Annotated in this window: 19 protein-coding genes; 11 read left to right on the forward strand and 8 right to left on the reverse strand. The window is 28.2% G+C overall.

The features are described 5' to 3' along the window. Window positions 1–266 precede the first annotated feature (266 nt). The 6 genes from V2W16_RS04455 to V2W16_RS04480 all read left to right on the forward strand — a co-directional run bounded on the left by V2W16_RS04455 (window position 267) and on the right by V2W16_RS04480 (window position 3,701). Complete coding sequence (locus V2W16_RS04455; RefSeq protein ID WP_425353939.1) at window positions 267–479, forward strand: FeoA family protein; 213 nt, start codon at window positions 267–269, stop codon at window positions 477–479. A gap of 35 nt (window positions 480–514) precedes the next feature. Further along, window positions 515–733 carry a FeoA family protein gene (locus V2W16_RS04460; protein WP_329382132.1) on the forward strand — a complete coding sequence of 73 codons (219 nt, stop codon included), beginning with the start codon at window positions 515–517 and terminating at the stop codon, window positions 731–733. Between the two features lie 42 nt (window positions 734–775). Beyond that, the gene (feoB, locus tag V2W16_RS04465; protein WP_329382135.1) at window positions 776–2,959 is read left to right on the forward strand and encodes a ferrous iron transport protein B; all 2,184 of its coding nucleotides are present in this window, start codon (window positions 776–778) and stop codon (window positions 2,957–2,959) included. 61 nt (window positions 2,960–3,020) lie between these two features. Beyond that, entirely contained in the window at window positions 3,021–3,182 is a 162-nt protein-coding gene (locus V2W16_RS04470; RefSeq protein WP_329382139.1) for a FeoB-associated Cys-rich membrane protein, read from the forward strand. A gap of 11 nt (window positions 3,183–3,193) precedes the next feature. Then, on the forward strand, window positions 3,194–3,346 hold the full coding sequence (locus V2W16_RS04475) for a hypothetical protein (RefSeq protein ID WP_329382142.1): 153 nt from the start codon (window positions 3,194–3,196) through the stop codon (window positions 3,344–3,346). Between the two features lie 4 nt (window positions 3,347–3,350). Continuing rightward, complete coding sequence (locus V2W16_RS04480) at window positions 3,351–3,701, forward strand: heavy-metal-associated domain-containing protein (protein ID WP_329382146.1); 351 nt, start codon at window positions 3,351–3,353, stop codon at window positions 3,699–3,701. Window positions 3,702–3,721: 20 nt separating this feature from the next. On the opposite strand, the gene V2W16_RS04485 is transcribed toward V2W16_RS04480, so the two are convergent. Next, complete coding sequence (locus V2W16_RS04485) at window positions 3,722–4,870, reverse strand: iron-containing alcohol dehydrogenase family protein (RefSeq protein WP_329382149.1); 1,149 nt, start codon at window positions 4,868–4,870, stop codon at window positions 3,722–3,724. A 4-nt stretch (window positions 4,871–4,874) separates the two neighbouring features. Then, complete coding sequence (locus V2W16_RS04490) at window positions 4,875–5,510, reverse strand: class II aldolase/adducin family protein (RefSeq protein ID WP_138269517.1); 636 nt, start codon at window positions 5,508–5,510, stop codon at window positions 4,875–4,877. 276 nt (window positions 5,511–5,786) lie between these two features. Between V2W16_RS04490 and V2W16_RS04495 the strand changes: the two genes are divergently transcribed. The 3 genes from V2W16_RS04495 (at window position 5,787) to V2W16_RS04505 (ending at window position 9,301) form a co-directional block, all read left to right on the forward strand. Next, the gene (locus tag V2W16_RS04495; RefSeq protein WP_329382153.1) at window positions 5,787–7,787 is read left to right on the forward strand and encodes a BglG family transcription antiterminator; all 2,001 of its coding nucleotides are present in this window, start codon (window positions 5,787–5,789) and stop codon (window positions 7,785–7,787) included. Between the two features lie 84 nt (window positions 7,788–7,871). Then, on the forward strand, window positions 7,872–8,285 hold the full coding sequence (locus V2W16_RS04500) for a cupin domain-containing protein (protein ID WP_329382156.1): 414 nt from the start codon (window positions 7,872–7,874) through the stop codon (window positions 8,283–8,285). Window positions 8,286–8,341: 56 nt separating this feature from the next. After that, window positions 8,342–9,301: a hypothetical protein gene (locus tag V2W16_RS04505; RefSeq protein ID WP_329382159.1), complete on the forward strand. Its 960-nt coding sequence runs from the start codon at window positions 8,342–8,344 to the stop codon at window positions 9,299–9,301. 329 nt (window positions 9,302–9,630) lie between these two features. On the opposite strand, the gene V2W16_RS04510 is transcribed toward V2W16_RS04505, so the two are convergent. Beyond that, the gene (locus V2W16_RS04510; RefSeq protein WP_329382162.1) at window positions 9,631–10,716 is read right to left on the reverse strand and encodes a 2-hydroxyacid dehydrogenase; all 1,086 of its coding nucleotides are present in this window, start codon (window positions 10,714–10,716) and stop codon (window positions 9,631–9,633) included. A gap of 288 nt (window positions 10,717–11,004) precedes the next feature. Between V2W16_RS04510 and V2W16_RS04515 the strand changes: the two genes are divergently transcribed. Next, window positions 11,005–11,310 carry a PTS sugar transporter subunit IIB gene (locus V2W16_RS04515; RefSeq protein ID WP_329382165.1) on the forward strand — a complete coding sequence of 102 codons (306 nt, stop codon included), beginning with the start codon at window positions 11,005–11,007 and terminating at the stop codon, window positions 11,308–11,310. A 24-nt stretch (window positions 11,311–11,334) separates the two neighbouring features. Further along, on the forward strand, window positions 11,335–12,600 hold the full coding sequence (locus V2W16_RS04520; RefSeq protein WP_329382168.1) for a PTS transporter subunit IIC: 1,266 nt from the start codon (window positions 11,335–11,337) through the stop codon (window positions 12,598–12,600). Between the two features lie 38 nt (window positions 12,601–12,638). Here V2W16_RS04520 and V2W16_RS04525 read toward each other — a convergent pair whose 3' ends face one another. The 5 genes from V2W16_RS04525 to V2W16_RS04545 all read right to left on the reverse strand — a co-directional run bounded on the left by V2W16_RS04525 (window position 12,639) and on the right by V2W16_RS04545 (window position 18,137). Continuing rightward, entirely contained in the window at window positions 12,639–13,160 is a 522-nt protein-coding gene (locus V2W16_RS04525) for a hypothetical protein (RefSeq protein ID WP_329382171.1), read from the reverse strand. 92 nt (window positions 13,161–13,252) lie between these two features. After that, window positions 13,253–14,677, reverse strand: coding sequence for a HAMP domain-containing sensor histidine kinase (locus V2W16_RS04530; protein WP_329382174.1), 1,425 nt, complete (start codon window positions 14,675–14,677; stop codon window positions 13,253–13,255). After that, on the reverse strand, window positions 14,664–15,359 hold the full coding sequence (locus V2W16_RS04535) for a response regulator transcription factor (RefSeq protein WP_329382176.1): 696 nt from the start codon (window positions 15,357–15,359) through the stop codon (window positions 14,664–14,666). The genes V2W16_RS04530 and V2W16_RS04535 overlap by 14 nt, the downstream gene beginning before the upstream one ends. Before the next feature lie 144 nt (window positions 15,360–15,503). Continuing rightward, window positions 15,504–16,739 carry a leucine-rich repeat domain-containing protein gene (locus V2W16_RS04540; protein WP_329382179.1) on the reverse strand — a complete coding sequence of 412 codons (1,236 nt, stop codon included), beginning with the start codon at window positions 16,737–16,739 and terminating at the stop codon, window positions 15,504–15,506. Between the two features lie 174 nt (window positions 16,740–16,913). Further along, window positions 16,914–18,137, reverse strand: a complete 1,224-nt coding sequence (locus tag V2W16_RS04545; RefSeq protein ID WP_329382182.1) for a hypothetical protein — start codon at window positions 18,135–18,137, stop codon at window positions 16,914–16,916. Between the last annotated feature and the right edge of the window lie 94 nt (window positions 18,138–18,231).

Consider the following 18,231-nt stretch of genomic DNA (forward strand, 5'->3'; position numbering starts at 1 on the left):
TAAAAATTTTAGACAGGTAGAAATACCTGTCTTTTTTTGTAAAAAATATATATACAATGTAAAATTTACAATTATTTTCATTTTAATCATACTTTTCCGATATCCTTTGTTTTAGCATTTTATTAAATAAAATTTTCCAAAATAACTTGACATATTACTAAAGTTAGCATATACTAACTTTAGTAATATGTAAGCAATAACTAACAATATTGAAAATATAACTGAAAACTTACAATAACTTTATTCATAATAAGAGAGGATGGTAAATGATGCCTTTAAATTTGGTAAACATAGGAAGTGTTGAAACAATTAAAAGGGTAAGCGGTAATGAAGAAACCAAGAGATTTTTAGAAAACTTAGGTTTTGTTAACGGAAGTGAAATTACTGTTATATCCATGATTGGAGGAAATGTAATAGTAAATATTAAAGATTCTAGAGTTGCAATTAACAAAGATATGGCCAGACATATAATGGTTTAGTGTTTTAAATATATAAGTTACGAAGGGAGAAGAAAATGACTTTAGGAGATGCAAAAGTAGGAAGCAGCGTTACGGTTGTAAAAATCGAAGGAGACGGTGCTTATAAAAGACGTATCATGGATATGGGAATAACTAAAGGAAGCGAACTTTATATCAGAAAAGTGGCTCCTCTCGGAGATCCCGTTGAAATTACGGTAAGGGGTTATGAGCTTTCCGTAAGAAAAGAAGACGCCAAATGTGTACAGGTAAAGTAGTTTAAAACAATCTAAAACAATCAATTTCTAGGAGGTAAAATAATGGCAATCAAAATTGCACTTGCCGGAAACCCCAACTGCGGTAAAACGACAATGTTCAACTCTTTAACCGGTGCCAATCAATATGTTGGTAACTGGCCTGGGGTTACGGTGGAAAAAAAAGAAGGTAAATTAAAATCAAAAAATAAGAAAGATGTTATCATTACAGACCTTCCCGGTATTTACTCTCTTTCTCCTTACACTTTAGAGGAAGTAGTAAGCAGGGATTATATTTTAAATGAAAATCCCGATGTTATTATTGATCTTGTGGATGCAACAAATATAGAAAGAAACTTGTATTTGACGACACAGTTAATCGAAACCGGTGTACCTGTTGTAATTGCTTTAAATATGGCAGATTTAATAGAAAAAAGAGGAATGTCTATAGACACAGAAAGGTTATCTATGCTTATGGGCTGCCCTGTAATCGAAACATCTGCTCTTAAAGGAACAGGACTTGATAAACTTGTTAACGAAGCAATAAAAGTTGCACAGAAAAATGAAGTTAAACGACCAAATGAAATATTCTCAAAAGAACTGGAAAGTGCAATTAAAGAAATTGAAGGCATAATTCCAAATTCAATAAGTGAAGATAAAAGAAGATGGTATAGTGTAAAACTTCTTGAAAATGACAGTAAAGTTATGGAAAACATACATATTTCTTCCGAAGGGAAAAAACTTTTGGAAGAAAAAAGAAAAAGCATAGAAGAAAAACACGATGACGATATGGAAAGCATCGTAACGGATGAAAGATATAAATATATTCAAAAAATCGTTAAGACAACCGTTAAAAAGGGTAAGGAAAAATTAACGGTGTCGGATAAAATAGATAAAATCGTTACTAACCGTATTTTAGGTATTCCGATTTTTATTGCGGTAATGTTTGTTGTTTATTATATATCCGTTACTACCATAGGTACTTTTGTTACCGACTGGACAAACGATACTTTTGTTGGTGCAATTCAAGGATGGGCAGAAACATTCTTAACAAATATAGGTGCATCTGATTTGATTAACAGTCTTGTTGTTAATGGGATAATCGGCGGGGTAGGTGCTGTTCTTGGTTTCGTACCTCAAATGGCAATATTATTCCTATTTTTATCAATTCTCGAAGACTGCGGATACATGGTTCGTATAGCCTTTGTTATGGACAGAGTGTTCAGACATTTTGGTTTATCGGGAAAGAGTTTTATTCCTCTTCTAATATCTTCGGGATGTGGTATTCCGGGTATTATGGCATCAAAAACCATCGAACAGGATAATGACAGAAGACTTACAATAATGACGGCCACATTTATTCCATGTGGTGCAAAATTGCCTGTTATCGCTTTGATGGGTGGAGTTATGGCAAGTTATGCAACCGGAAGTTATGAAGCAGGCGGTTTTGTTGCTCCTTTGATGTACTTTCTTGGAATAGTTGCGGTTCTTGTTTCTGCAATTATGCTTAAAAAGACAAAACCTTTCTCAGGAAAACCTGCACCTTTTGTTATGGAACTTCCTCAATATCATATTCCACAAGCAAAAACAGTTTTACTTCACGTTTGGGAAAGATTAAAAGGTTTTATAATTAAAGCAGGAACAATTTTATTCCTTGCATGTGTTGTTATGTGGTTCCTTGGCGGATTTGGTTTTATAGACGGAAGCTTTACAATGGTTGAAGATGGTAAAGACAGCCTTCTTGCTGTTATCGGGGGTGCAATTGCTCCTTTATTTGCTCCTCTTGGATTTGGACAGTGGCAGCCTGTTGCGGCTTCTTTATCAGGATTTACGGCAAAAGAAGCTATTGTTACTACTATGGGTGTACTTGCAAGTGTAGCTGAAAGTGCAAGCGAAGATCCTGTTACAGTTGCACAAGCAGTTCAAACTTGGTTCCCATCAACTCTTGCCGCATTCTCATTCCTATTATTTAATATGCTTGACTCTCCATGTTTAGCGGCAATTGCAACAATGGCTCAACAGATGCAATCAAGAAAATGGTTCTGGTTTGCTATTTTATTCCAAAACGTATTTGCATATGTTGTTTGCTTATGTGTATATCAAATAGGTTCATTTATACTGGGTGGTCCTTTTACGGTTCTTACTTTAATAGCTTTTGTACTTGCAGCTTTAATATTATTCCAATTACTAAGACCTGACCCATACAAAAATCAAAAAGTATATGCAAAAAGATCTGTACAAGGAGCATAATATATTTTATTTAAGTCAGGTATAAATATATGCCTGACTTTTTATTAAGGAGGAAATAAAAATGATTGATATTATAATAATAGCTTTAATTATTGGATATAGTGCTTTTGTTTTATATAACCACTTTAAAAAGAAAAAAAATGGTGGTTGTGGATGTAGCTGCAGTGGCTGCAGCGGATGTAGTTCTTGTTCTAATTCTTCTTTTGAAAATATTTATAAATAAAGAGGTTTTAAATGGGTAATTCTACAGCTTCAATGTTTTGGTTTTTTCTTTTGGTTATAGTCATTTATATAGTAGGTATGAGTTTATATCAATTATATATGTTTATAAAAAAGAAAAAACAAGATAAAAAAGATAGGCAGTTCGTAAATGATAATAAGAGGTGATATTTTGATTGATATAATAATATTAATTCTTGTTGTTTGTTTATTGATTTTTGCAGTAAAAGGAACAATAAAACATTTTAAAGGAGAAAGTTCCTGTTGTACAGGTTCTTCAAAGACTGTTATAAATCCTCAAAAGAAAATTGAAAATCCTGTTATTGGAACAGAGATAATAAAAATTTCAGGTATGCACTGCAAGAATTGTGAAAAAAGTCTTGAAATAGAATTAAATAAAATAGATGGCTTGGTTTCTCATGCTGATTATGAAGAAGGATTTGTAAAAATTTCTTATGATAGGGAAATTGATAAAGAAGAAATTTACAAAGCTATTAGAAAAGCTGGCTTTGAAATAAAATAAAAAACTCCATTAGGAGTTTTTTATTTTAATGATTGATAAATTTTTTCAATTGTGTTTTCGTCAATTTCTTCCATAGTAAGTCCTGTGCATCCATGTATTTTTGCATCGGGAACCATAGCTTTTATTTTTTCATCTGTTAAGTTAAAGTCTTTTAATGTTCCGTCTATTCCAAGTTCATCAAATAAAGTCTTTATTTTTTTGATTAATGCTTTTGAAGCACAGCTTTCATCTTCTGCTTTAAAGTTTGAATCTATATATTTCATTAATATTTCAAGTTGTTCATGGCATGTTTTTCCGACGATTTCAATTGTAGGTATTTGAATTACTCCACATGCAAGTCCATGAGGAACATTACAATGTCCTGATAAAGGACATCCCATACCATGAGGAAGTGTTCCGCAGCAATGGCTCATTGCAATACCTGCAAGCATTGAGGCAAATGCTACTTCATTTCTTGCTTTTTTATCGTTATCCAAACATTTTGGAAGATATTCAAAAATAATTCTTATTGCTTCTCTTGCCATTAATTCTGTAAGAGAGTTATATAGCTTACCTGTTAAGGATTCTATCGCATGAGATAAAACATCAAGTCCTGTTGATATTGTTAAATTTCTTGGTAATTCATAAGATACTTCAGGGTCGATTAATGAATATACCGGGTAAATTTTTGATGATGTTATTGAGTCTTTTCTTTTTGTATTTTCATCTGTAATAACCGCAAATTGAGAAACTTCCGAACCGGTTCCAAAAGTTGTAGGAATTGCTATTATTGGAAGAGTTTCTTTAATTTCAAGTTTATCTTCTCCTTTTCCATCAAGATATAAATCTATTGGATTATTATCTTTAATTACAACGCTTGTTGCTTTTGCTGTATCTATTGAACTTCCGCCTCCTAAAGCAATGAGACCGTCACAGTCATTATCTTTACAAAACTTTGTACATTTTGATATTGTTTCTATATTTGGGTTAGCTATGACATCACTAAATACTGCTGCATTTGGTAATTTTTCTTTTAGCTCTTGACCATATTTTGAAGATATTAGAAAACTATCTGTTACGATACAAGGTTTTTTTATACCTAAAGCATTTACGCATTCTAAAATACCTTTTCTTACTCCACATCCAAAACGAACATCTGTAGGAAGTAAGAAGTTAAAATCTCTTACCATTTTTTTATTCTCCTTTACAAGATTTATTTAAGTTAATTGCTTCTTCTTCAGGAATATAATCATCAAATCCGGCAAGAACACAGTAATAAGCAGCTTCTGCTCCTTCTTCCGTATATATTGCACATGTCATGGCTGCATCAATATCTTTACCTGTTGCAAGTAAACCGTGATTTTTGATTATTACTACATCGCTTCTGTCTCCCAATGTTTCTACAACGCAGTCAGCTAATTCTTGTGTGCCTGCCATATAAAATGGTGCTGCAATGTTAATAGGATAATACATACAAGCAGGAAGAGTTGCTCTTGGAAGACTACCGTCTCTCATTGACATAATAGTTGCAAATTTAGAATGTGTATGCACAACTGCATTAACATCGTCTCTATTCTTATATACTCCTGCGTGCATCATTGCTTCTATAGAAGGTTTGTATTCTCCTTCTATCCAGTTTCCGTCTAAATCACATATTGCAATGTCTTCAGGTTTCATTGTTTCGTATTCTCTTCCACTTGGTGTAATTGCAAAAACATTGTTTTCTTTATCTCTAACGGAAATATTTCCGCTTGTTCCATGAATAAGTCCAAGTTTATTTGATTTTAAAGATGCCTCCAATACTTCTTTTCTTATTTTTTCGTAATTCATAGTTTATCCTCCTAAGTATAATATTTAATAGGATTATATTTTTTAAGAAAGGAAGTTACAAATACAAGCTTTCCTAATTTAACGGAAAGAAAAATAAAAAAAATATTATAAAATAAGTATATTAGTATTTATTTTAAAAAAAATAAATTATAATAAATAATTTTTATATTTGATAACAAAAAGAAATATAAATTTTCCTTTGGAAGCAGAAAAAAATTAATTGTTAATGAATATTATATAATGTAAAATTAATTAAAATTATTAAGGAGAGTATCAATGAACGTTAAATACAATGAATCGAGGCAGCTAACGATACTGAGAATTTTAAATGAAAAGAAAGACTGGATTACGGGAAAAGCATTATCAGAAAAACTCGGTGTCAGTGATAGAACAATAAGAAACGATATAAGTATAATAAATTATGATATTGAACCTTATTCTGCAAATATTATTTCAGAAAGAGGGAAAGGGTATAAGCTTGAATGTAATGACAATGAATTATTGATAAGTATGCTTTCAAAAAAAGATTCATTTCAAAATAACAATGAAAAAAGACTTTATGATATTTTCCTTTATTTGTTGTTAAATTCAAAATCAATTTTACTTGATGATTTGGAAGATTTATTTTATATAAGCAGGAGTACTCTTGAAAATGATATAAAAAGAATCAAGGCGTTGCTTTCAAATGTTCATCCTCCTGTAATGCTTATAAGAGAAAAAAATCATATACAAATTGCAGGACTTGAAATTTCAATAAGATTTTTAATAAATGAAATTTTAATGATGAACTATAACAGCAAAAAAAATGAACTTGAATTTTCAGGGGAAATTTTTAGTAATGAAGAATATATAGATATAAATAATAAGATAAAGGATATTTTGCTTAAAAATAAACTAATATTAAATGATCAAAACATCGCAGATATAACTTTATATTTATATACAGCAAAGATAAGGATACAAAATAATAATACTTTTGTTGGAATGGTTGATTCTAAATTTAATGTTGAAAACAACATTGAAAATATTGCTAAAATAATGTTTTATGAAATAATAGATTATGATAAACTTTCCAAAGAAATACAAGAAGAGGAAATAAAGCAGCTTGCAGTAAAACTTTCTTTCTTTAATATTTGTCATATTTTAGAAGAAAATGATACTGAACAGATAAATAAATTACCAAAAGAAATAACAAGAATAGTTGATTTATTGATAGAAAGTATCCAAGATGATTATAATTTAAACTTGAAAAATGATGAAGAATTATATATGGGGTTAATATTCCATATTAGATCATTAATAAATAGAATAAAATACCATCAATTATCTGAAAATCCAATTTTGGAAACAATAAAAAAACAATATCCTTTTATATTTGAGCTTTCTTTAAATATATATAAAATATTTAAGAATACCTTAAATGTTGAATTATCTGAAAGTGAAGTGAGTTATGTTGCAGCACATCTTGCGGCTGCAATTGAAAGACTTAGACTTGATAATTCGCCAAACAAAAAAAATATAGCGATCATTTCTCATTATGTAAAAAGCTATTCTGATTTACTTTCTTGTCAGGTTAAAAATCTTTGTTCAAATGATTATAATATAATAGGGCCTTATCCTACATTTAAGTTAAATGATATTTTAAAAGAAGATCCTATTTTAATATTAACTACTTGCGATTTGGATAAAAATGAAATAAGAGATACACAAGTTCCTATTTTAAAGATTTCAATAGAATTTCCTTATGAAGAACAAATAAAAATCCTTCAGACAATAAGTGAAATAAAGAAGAACAGTATATATAATCGTATTCCAAATAAATTTTTGGATAATTTCAGTGAAAAAGTATTTTTCCCTAAACTAAATTTAACAAAAAAGGAAGATGTTCTTGCTTTAATGGCAAACTCAATGCTCTTAAATGATTTTGTTACAAATGATTATTTTAAAGGAGTTTTAGAAAGGGAGGAATTATCTTCAACTCTTATTAATAATATGATAGCAATACCTCATCCAATTCATTCTTACGGTAAACAGAATGTTATTGGAATTGCAATAATGGATGAACCTATATCTTGGGGAGCAGGAAAAGCTCAGCTGATTTTTATGCTTTCAATAAAAAGGGAAGAAAAGAATCAAATAAGAGAGTTTTTCAAATTTATTGAATGCTTTATGAATGATATGGATAATGTAAATATTTTAATTAAATCTAATAATTATAAAGATTTTATAAATAATATTAAATATATAATTTCAAATAAAGAAAAAAACAGTCATTAAGATTGTTTTTTCTTTTTTTATATTGACTTTGAGTAGACTCCAGGGTGTAGTATAAATATATAAAAAGACTTTTGGAGGTATAAAATGAATTTTGATGAAATAAATGTATTTGGAAAAGGTGAACCAAATGTAAACTTTGCAAAATATTTTAAGGGAGAAAGTTTTTTAAATCCTTTAACTGATCCAAGTTGTGGACTATTTTTGGCAAATGTAACTTTTGAGCCGGGATGTAGAAATAACTGGCATATTCATCATGCAGATAAAGGAGGCGGCCAAATTCTTGTTTGTACTGCAGGATATGGCTGGTATCAAGAAGAAGGCAAAGAAGCTATGGAATTAAAACCGGGTGTTGTTATTACAATTCCTGCAAATGTAAAGCACTGGCATGGAGCAAAAAAAGATTCTTGGTTTTCTCATATTTCCATAGAAGTTCCGGGAGAAAGTAATTCAAACGAATGGCCTGAAGAAGTAGATGATAAAACATATAATAATTTATAAAATAGAAAACCTCTTATATGATATAATAAATATATATTGTATAAGAGGTTTTTATTATGAATATTTTAAGAAAAGCTTTAGGAATATTCCTTATTGCCATTTCTGTTCTTGGTTTAATTACCTTGGGACTTCTTGTTTTAAATGGTGTTCTTGATTATTATTATTTTAATTATTTAATGCCTTATAAAATGATGTTATTTCTTTTTTTCTGTTTTTTACTTTTTATCGGTCTTTTTATACTTGGTATATTTCTTGTTAAAAAGAAAAATATTTCTAAAGAACAAATATTAAAAAATACTAATATTAATGATGAAAAAAAGAATAACGCATATAACCAAGAAAGGTATGATGAAAGTTATTTAGGTGAATATAGTTATATTAAGGATTTTTCTATTTGGAAATACAGCGATGATTCTTCTTCTTTATATAAAAAATATAATCTTTTGTATGTATTTATAATGATAATTGTATTTGTTGTTGTAATTTGTGCAGGCAGTATTTTGCTTATCAATTCACCATACAAAAAATGGCTTTCTTTATTATTTGTTATAATTATAACATTAGGTTTAACAGTAGGTGCAAGAATAATAGGTATAAGATCAAAATCAATGCTTATTACATTTGCTTATGACAGAATAAATAAAAAACTATATATGTTTGATTATGATATGGTTAACTATAGATATAATCCAAATGCACCAAAACAAATTTCAAGTAATCCATCACGTTCAATTATATACTATATTAGAAATACATTTGAGACGAGTAAAACCATAGATTATATTAATGATAATAGAGTAGTAGAAAGAATCATTGAAAGTGGGAAAATGTTTCCTTATAGTGAAGAATTAGTATCTGTAAAAAACTTAAAAATAAATCCAAGTAGAGTTAAATTTAAAGGATTGTTTAGAATGGGAAAAGAAGAGGGGTTTAACAGAACAGTTATAATACCTACTTCCTATGAAAATTTTGAAGAACTTTTAAATATATTAAAAACAATGGAGATGTATAATTAAAATCAGGTTTTAAACCTGATTTTTTTATAAAAAGTAAAAAATACGTTGACATTTATATATATACATGATATTATCTATATAAAGTTAGCGATAACTAACATTCTTATCAAATCCTTGAATATCGACTTAATAGTATATAATAGCTAACTATATTTTTATCTTTATCGGATAAAAAAATATTTTTAAAGTACGAATGACGTATTTCCCAGGTAATACTTAATGTTTAACTATCCCTATATTTGTTTGTTTGTTTTAAAGTTAATTAAGTAACCCATTTTATGAATTTTATGTCATATACTTTAAAAAAAAGAGGTTTTAAACCTCTTTTTTTATAGTTTAATATCTTTTAAATTTACAATACGGTTTGTTACATCATTTTTTAACCAATTATTAAATTCTTTTATTGTAAGATAAGGAGATTTTGGAACTGCATCAACGGTAGTTCCTGCAATATGTGTTGTTAAAATTACATTTTCCATGCTTCTTAGTTTTGAATCTTCTTCAAGAGGTTCATTTTCAAAAACATCTATTGCTGCTCCAGCTATTTGTTTTTCTTCCAAAGCCTTAATTAAATCATCATTATTTACAAGTCCGCCTCTTGCTGAATTGATAAAGTATGCTGTATTTTTCATTTTTTTGAAACAAGTTTTATTTATTGTTTCTTTAGTTTCTTCTGTAAGTCTTAAATGAAGAGATAGTATATCAGATTTTTCATATAATTCATCAAGAGAATCTACAAGTTTAATATTTTTAAGTCCGGCTTTTCTTAATTTGTCTTGTGTTGTATATTCGTCATATGCAATTACATTTACGCCCAAGGCTTCAAGTCTTTTTGCTAAAGCTGTACCTACATTTCCAACACCTATAAGGCCAACTAGATAACTGTTTAATGTCATTGAGAAATCTGAGTTATAAAAACTTTTATCCCATCTTCCTTCAAGGATTTTTCTATTTGATAAAACAATATTTCTCGTTAGTGCTATCATTAATCCAAGTACAAAGTCTGCAACGGGTTCTGCATTTCTTATTACGTTTAACACCGGAATATTTTTTTCACTTGCTGCTTTTACATCAATTTGTTCACATCCTGCTCTTGATGTTAATATGATTTTTAAATTTTTTGCATTATCTATAATTCTTTTTGGAATTGGTCCTACATGTGTGAATATTAAATCTGCGTCTTTGCAGGCTTCTTCCAATCCCTCTGCCGGTGGTTGTGCATCGGCACCGTTCCTTTCTATATTTAAAAATTCTTTTGCATATACATCTCTGTCTTTACTTCCCCAAAAAAGCTTTGTTATTTTTTTATAAGGTATATTGCTTTCTTTTATTGCATCTTCCATTGTATCAGCCGATACATATACATCTCCTATGCATACAATATTCATAGGTTGTTTTAATTTTTCTTTTAACATAAGCGCCTCCATTATTTCAATGATAACTAATTCTATACTTTTATATAATTTATTTACAAATATGGATATTCCTTAATGAACGGAAATAAATAAAATTTATAAGATTAATAAATAAAAAAATATCTAAAACCATGATGTTTAGGGGAAAAACGCTCTTTATATAGTAAAACCTATTATTTTTCCGTTACTCATAGGAATTTTGAAGTTTGTAAAAAGGATTTATTCATAATATATTTATATCAAGAAAAAAAGTTCTAAAACAATTGTTGAACAAGAGGAGGTTAAATTATGTATAACATTATGTCAATTTGTGGAAGTGGTATTTGTACATCAACTTTGGCAGCTGAAAGATTAACGGAAGGTCTTGAAGAAAACGGTATTCCTGCAAATAAATTAAATATTTATGAAGCAAATGTTACCGAAGCGTCAGGTCAAATAGAAAACAACAGACCGGATTGTATTATTTCTACAACAAAGTTAGATACTGTTAATCTTGATGGTGTTCAGGCTTATGATGCCGTACCTATTTTAATGAATAACGCAGATGAATTATATGAAGAAATTGCAGCTTATTTGAAATCATTAGATAAATAAAAAATTTGAAGGGGAGAAAGTAATATGGAAATTATTCAAAGAATATTGAATTTGGGTGCTGCGGTTGTAGTTCCAATAATCATAATAATTATCGGACTTGTGGTTGGTATGAAACTTATAAAAGCCGTTCGTGCCGGTGTTACCGTAGGGGTTGGTTTTACCGGACTTATGTTGATAACCGGACTTATAAGTACATACATGAATCCTATTATTGAAGCATTACAGAAAAACTGGCATATGTCACTTGATACATATGACATGGGGTGGCCGGTAGCTTCTGGTATAGCATATTCAAACGGTCAATTTGTTTCTATCTTGTTTGCGACAATTATTTTGGCAAACGTACTTATGCTTATTTTTAAATGGACAAACGTATTAAACGTTGATATTTGGAATTTCTGGCATTTTATTGAAGGTGGTATGTGGGTTTATATTGTAACAGGAAATTTAGTTTTAGGTGCAATTGCCGGTACATTATACAGTATTGTAATAGTATTCCTTGGTGGAAAAATGGCTCCTAAAGTTGCAGAATTCTTAGGCTATCCCGGTGTAGCAATTACTACCCAGTCATTCCCTCTATCGTATTATATTTGTGTTGGTATAAATAAAGTTATTGATAAGATTCCTGGAATTAATAAAATCAGATTTAGTTTAAATGACTTAAATCCAAAATATGCTTGGCTTGGTGAACCATTATTCTTAGGTTTAATATTAGGTGCAGCTCTTACATTCCTTGCCGGACTTGGTTGGGAACAAGCTTTAACTACTGCTATGGGTATGGCTGCTGTTATGTATATTTTACCAAGAATGGTAAAAATATTAATGGAAGGTTTAAGTCCATTATCAAATGCGGCACAAAAATTTATGAAGAAAAAATTCCCTGGCAGAGAAATGTATGTAGGTATGGACCTTGCTGTATTACTAGGGGACAGCGAAGTTATTACACTTGCTATGATTATGATACCTTTAACACTTGTATTTGCAATGATTTTACCAGGTAATAGAATTTTACCATTTATTGATTTAACAGGTATTACTTATTGGATGGTAGCTCCTGTAATGGCATCAATTACAAAAGACGGTAAGAGAAACTCGTTCCGTGCATTGATTTTAGGTGTAATTACTGTTGTTTCAATGTTATATATAGCTTCAGACGTTGCTCCTATTATGACAGAATTTGCAAAAGGTTCAGGTTTAGTAGATACAACATCTGGTCCTGTATCAGCATTTAGTGCAGGCGCTGAATTATTCTCATACGCATTAACTAAAATATCACAAATATTCTTCTAAAATTATTTAAAAATAAAAAAGCACCTTATGGTGCTTTTTTATTGATAACAAGAACCGTCTTGTAATTTCATTCCGCCTATGCCTTTACCTTGCCCTTGACCGCCGTTACCGGCTCCATTACCACTACCATTGCCACGTTCACTACCGTTTCCGCTGCCATTTCCGTTCCCGTTACCAAGTCCTAAACCTAAACCAATATTTTGAGAATTATTTCTGCTGCCATCACAGTTTTCTTGATTTTTTCTTATTTGGTTCAAAATATTTTCGGCTTCTTCTTTTGTTATAATACCTTGATTGACTTTTTCATTTAATATTTCTTCTTTTTGTTCTAAGTTAACTTTTTTAAATTGATCTAATACTCCATTTTCTTTTGCAATTTCTCCAAATGTCATATCTAATTTATTTTTTATGTCAGAAATTGTTTCAATGCTTTTATTTGTTAATTGTGAAAGTGTTTGTGCTTTTAAAGTATATTGATTAGATGCAAAAATTGGTGTTGAAAAGCCAAAAATAGATAGGGTTAATAATGTTGTTGTAATTATTTTCGTTCTCTTTTTCATTTTTATATCCTCCGTATCTTTTCTATGGATATATAATACAAAATAAAAATGGCAAAATTATGTCTTTTCTATTTCTTTTTTAAGTTATTGTTTTATAGATTAAATATAAACTCTGCTCCACCTTTGTCTGCATTTTTTGCTTCTAATATTATATTATGTCTTTTTGCAATTTGATTTGCTATTGCAAGCCCAAGTCCGCTTCCTGTTTCATTTTTCTTATCATATGTTTTATAGAATTTATCAAATATATGAGGAAGGTGTTCTTCGTCTATTCCTTCTCCATAATCTCTTATGATTATTTGATTATTTTTAAATGTTACATCAATACAGGAATTTTCTTTAGAAAATTTTATTGCATTGTCTAAGATAATAAGAAACATTTGTCTTAATCTTTCATAATCTCCATTTATTTCATATATGTTATTTTCTATCTCTTTATTTATTGTAATGTTTTTATTATTTGCAATTTGCATTGCGCTTCTTACTACATCATTTATTACATCTGTTAAATTAAGTTTGTTTACTTGTATTTTAAAGTCGGTATTTTGAAGTCTTGCAAGATCCAGTAAATCTCCTACAAGTCTTTCTAAAAATTTTGCTTCAAGAAGCATTTGCTTGTAGTATTCTTGTATTTTATCTTTATCAGTAATTACGTTTTCCTGCAGTACCTCTAAGGAACCTCTCATTACGGTTATAGGGGTTCTAAGTTCATGTGATATATTTGCTATAAAATCTTTTTGCATTTTATCCAGTTTTTCACTTTGTTTGTCTGCTTCTTCAAGTCTTTTTGCAAGTATGTCGAGAATTTCTCCAAGTTCTCCTATTTCATCATTTTGTTTAATATTGCATCTTGCCGTATAATCGTGGTTTGATAAATTTGATGCAACTTCTTTCATTTTTGATAGAGGTTTTGTAAATAGTCGAGAAAGAATAAAAGATAAAATTATTACAATAATAAGAGATATGATAATACTGAATGCTAAAATGGTAAGGGCCTGTTTTACATCTCTTGGTATTTCATCTATATTTGATGAAATAAATACAGCTCCTGTTATTTCATTTTCTTTTTGAATCGGTACTCCAACCGTTATATTTGTTTGAGAATGGTTGTCGTTACATTGTTCTATACTTGTGTTTTCTCCGTTTAGTACTTTATCAAGTATAGCCTCTGCATTACTTGGTAGGGTAGAGGTATTGTAGTTATCGCTTGAATGTCCCATATTTTTATTGATTAAATTACCGTTTGTATCTACTACCCATATGCTTGATTTTGATACTTTATCTATAAATTTTATATATGCACCATATCCTCCCATTCCTCTTCCGTTTCCGATACTTTCTTCGCCTGATAATACATCACTTAAAGCAATAGCATATTCTTCCATTTGTTCTTTATGCATATTTGACGTATAATTTTTAAAAAGGCATAAGAATATACCTGCTATGATTATGGAAAATATTAAAAGAGCAATTGTAAAATTCAGTGTTAATTTTATTGCAATTTTACTTTTTTTCATTTTCTTTTACCTCAAATTTATACCCCACACCCCATATTGTTGCTATGTCCCAGGAAATATGTTCAAATTTATCTATTTTTGCTCTTAATCTTTTTATATGAGAATCTACAGTTCTGTTATCACCATAATAATCATATCCCCATATCATATTTAAAAGCTGTTCTCTTGAAAAAACTTTGTTTTGTGCTTTGCATAAAGTCCAAAGTATTTCTATTTCTTTTTTTGTAAGTGGTAGTTTTTCATTATTTATATATGCACTGTATGTGTCCATATCTATTTGTAAATTATCAAAAGATAATTTTTGTTTTTTATTCTCTTCGTTTCCCACTCTTCTCATAATTGCCTTTATTCTTGCCATTACTTCTCCAAGAGAAAATGGTTTTACGATGTAATCATCAGCTCCTATTTCAAGTCCCATTATTTTTTCAAAGTCTTCACCTCTTGCTGTAATCATTATTATAGGAACATTTGATGTTTTTCTTATTTCTCTGCAAACAGAAAATCCGTCCTTTTTAGGCATCATTACATCAAGAAGAATTATATCCGGCTTTTCTTCTTCAAACTTTATAAGAGCATCTTCTCCGTCAAGGGCGACAATAGTTTTATAACCTTCATTTTTTGCATAATCTTCAAGAATTGATGTTATTTGTTTATTGTCATCCACTATAAGTAATGTATCCATACCCATTCTCCTTATTTTTATCCACTTTAATTATAAACGATAAATTTGTTTTTTTCATGGCAAAATTAAAAGTCTTATTTATTCATTATTTGTAAAAAAATACACCTATGAAAATCTTTATAGGTGTATTTTTATTTAAATAAATTAGATTTTATTTTTTGTAAAATTCTTTTTTATAATTGTTAATATTAATAACATAGAAATAGATATTATCGATACACTAATCCAGCTTTTTATATTTGATAAATCAGAGGTGTTAGGGGAGGAAGTGATTTTGTTATTGTCATTATTTGATATACCATTATTTGGTTTATTATTATTTTCTTGATTGTTTTCGCCTTCACCTGAATTATTATTGTTATTATCATCAATATCTTTCTTTTTAAATATTATCGTTGCGTTAAGTTCTGCTCCATTTTCTTTATATGTATATGTTATTGTCATACCGTCTGTAATGTTTTGAACGATGCCGTTATTTATTGTGCCGCCTTTTATGTTAGTAATATTTTCAGGATTAATATTTTTATCCAAGTTTCGTAAATCGTATGTATCAGAGGTATCTACATCAACTGTAACTGCTCTTTGGTTTTGTGTATCAATATCTTTATTATTAGTTAAATTACCATGTAATGAAATCATTTTATTACTTGTTATATTTACATTATCTCCTGTTAAATAAGGTTTATTTGATAAATCTATTGTTATAATATCGGTTCCGTAACATAATAATTGTCTTAAATTTGGATTGTTTGATAAATCTAATTTTTTAATTGGTGTTGTAGATATCCAAACATATTCTAATTGTTCGTTATTAGAAAAATCAATTTCTGTTATTTCTCCTATCAAATATGTAAAGTTTTTTAAGTTTATATTTTTTGATAAATCTAATGTAGTAAAATTATTTGCTCCGCAAGTTAAATCTTCTAATTTAACATTATTTTCTAAATTTAAACTATTAAGTTTATTATCAAAACAGTCGAGTCTTGTTAATTCTTTATTATTTGAAATGTTTAAGTTTTCAATTTTGTTATGTAGGCATAACAGTGTTTTAAGTTTTGTATTTTGCGATAAATCCAGTGAGGTAATATTATTGTCTCTGCATGAAAGTACTTCTAGATTTGTAAATATTTCTATTCCGTCAACATTTTCTATAGACATACCGTGAATATCTATTTTTTTTACTTGTTCTGCTTCTTCTGTAGAAATTTCATTATCACCATCTAAATCGAAATTATTTAAAACATAATTTCTAAAATTATTATCGGTAAATTTATCAATGTTTGATGCAAATGCTGTTGTTGTGAAGTTTAATGTTAAAACTATTGTTAATGATACAAATATACTCATGAAAGTTATTCTTTTTTTGTTTTTTGTATTCATAAAGTTGCTCCTTTCTTTCTTATATTTCATTTTTTAGATACATAGTTTTATAACGATGCATTTTTATATATACTATTATTACATAAAAATAATAATTTTGCTTAAAAAAATTGTAAAAATTTGGTATTTTTATTATTTTATGCAATAAAAAAACAAAGTTTTTAAACTTTGTTTTTAATTCATACAATAATACACATTATCTTTATCCAAATAAATATTTACTGGATTATTGTAAAGAACATTTAAATGATTAATATTTTCTATAAATGGCTGTGTAATATTTTCTTTGCATATTATAAAATTTTTTAATGTTTTATTTATTTTTTTATCTGTTATATTATTTAGTTTTTTGTTTATTTTTATTAGTTTTTCATTTAGAGATATTTTTTCCAATATAGAAATATTTTGTAATGTTTGTGCAGTTTTTTCGCTTGTTTTTGCGATATTGTTTAAAATGATGTTTTCTATTGAAGAATTAGCTTTCTTTTCTATTTTGTTATAGCAAATAGTATATAACTCTCGATAGGCGAAAGATTCTTTTTCTATTTTTTCTATGATATTTGATATATTTTTTTTATTAAAATCATTAAGGAGTAATATATCCAAAAATGATGTAAAAGAATAAAGATATAATGCAAGTTGATAATTTTTAAATTGTTCTTGTGTTTCTTCAATATATTTTTTTGTATTTTTTTCGTTATTTAATACATTATTTTTAGAAGATGTTTTTTGTATTTGTTTATGATAAAAAATTATTTTTTGTTTTGCATCTTGTTTTATGTCTTGGATTTTTATATATGCTGTATTTTTAAAAGATTCATTATTGATATTATATTTTAATCTATTTGTTAGCTCATAAATATAATCTACATTACCAAGCATTTCAGATTTTTTATTCTCTTGTAAAAATGTTAAAATATTTTTTTGAGTTTCTTTTATTTCATCTAAATTTTTTTCTATTTTAATAAAAGCTGCTGCTAAAAATAGATATGTAGGATTGTAAGGAATTATTGTATTTTTAACTTCATTTATGCTGTTTATTGGATTTAATCTGGCTTGAGCAACCAAATTTCCTTCATTAAATATACCTGATGTATAACCGCTTCCGTCACGAAATTTGCCAAGATATCCGCTTATGCCTTCTGGGAATGATAGAGAATATAAACCTTTTACATTTAATGATTTTGTATTTGTAACTGTTCTCATATATTCTGGTAAGGATGCAAAAGCTATTCCCATTTCATTTAATTGAGAAAAAGGTATTTTAATTGAATATTTATTTTTTATGTTTTCAATTTCCATAGTTGGCAGATATTCGATGTTTTCGATGTTATTTATAAAATTAATAATTTTATTATCTTTTTCTGTTATTTTTTTATCTATTAAATTTTTACTCATTTTATTCCCCTTGTTTTATTACCTTTATAATTTAATATTTTTATCTTGTTAAAAATAATATAAAGTAAAATATAATTATTACTAGAACAATTCC

The organism is Anaerofustis butyriciformans, from assembly GCF_036289385.1.
Lineage (GTDB): Bacteria > Bacillota > Clostridia > Eubacteriales > Anaerofustaceae > Anaerofustis > Anaerofustis butyriciformans.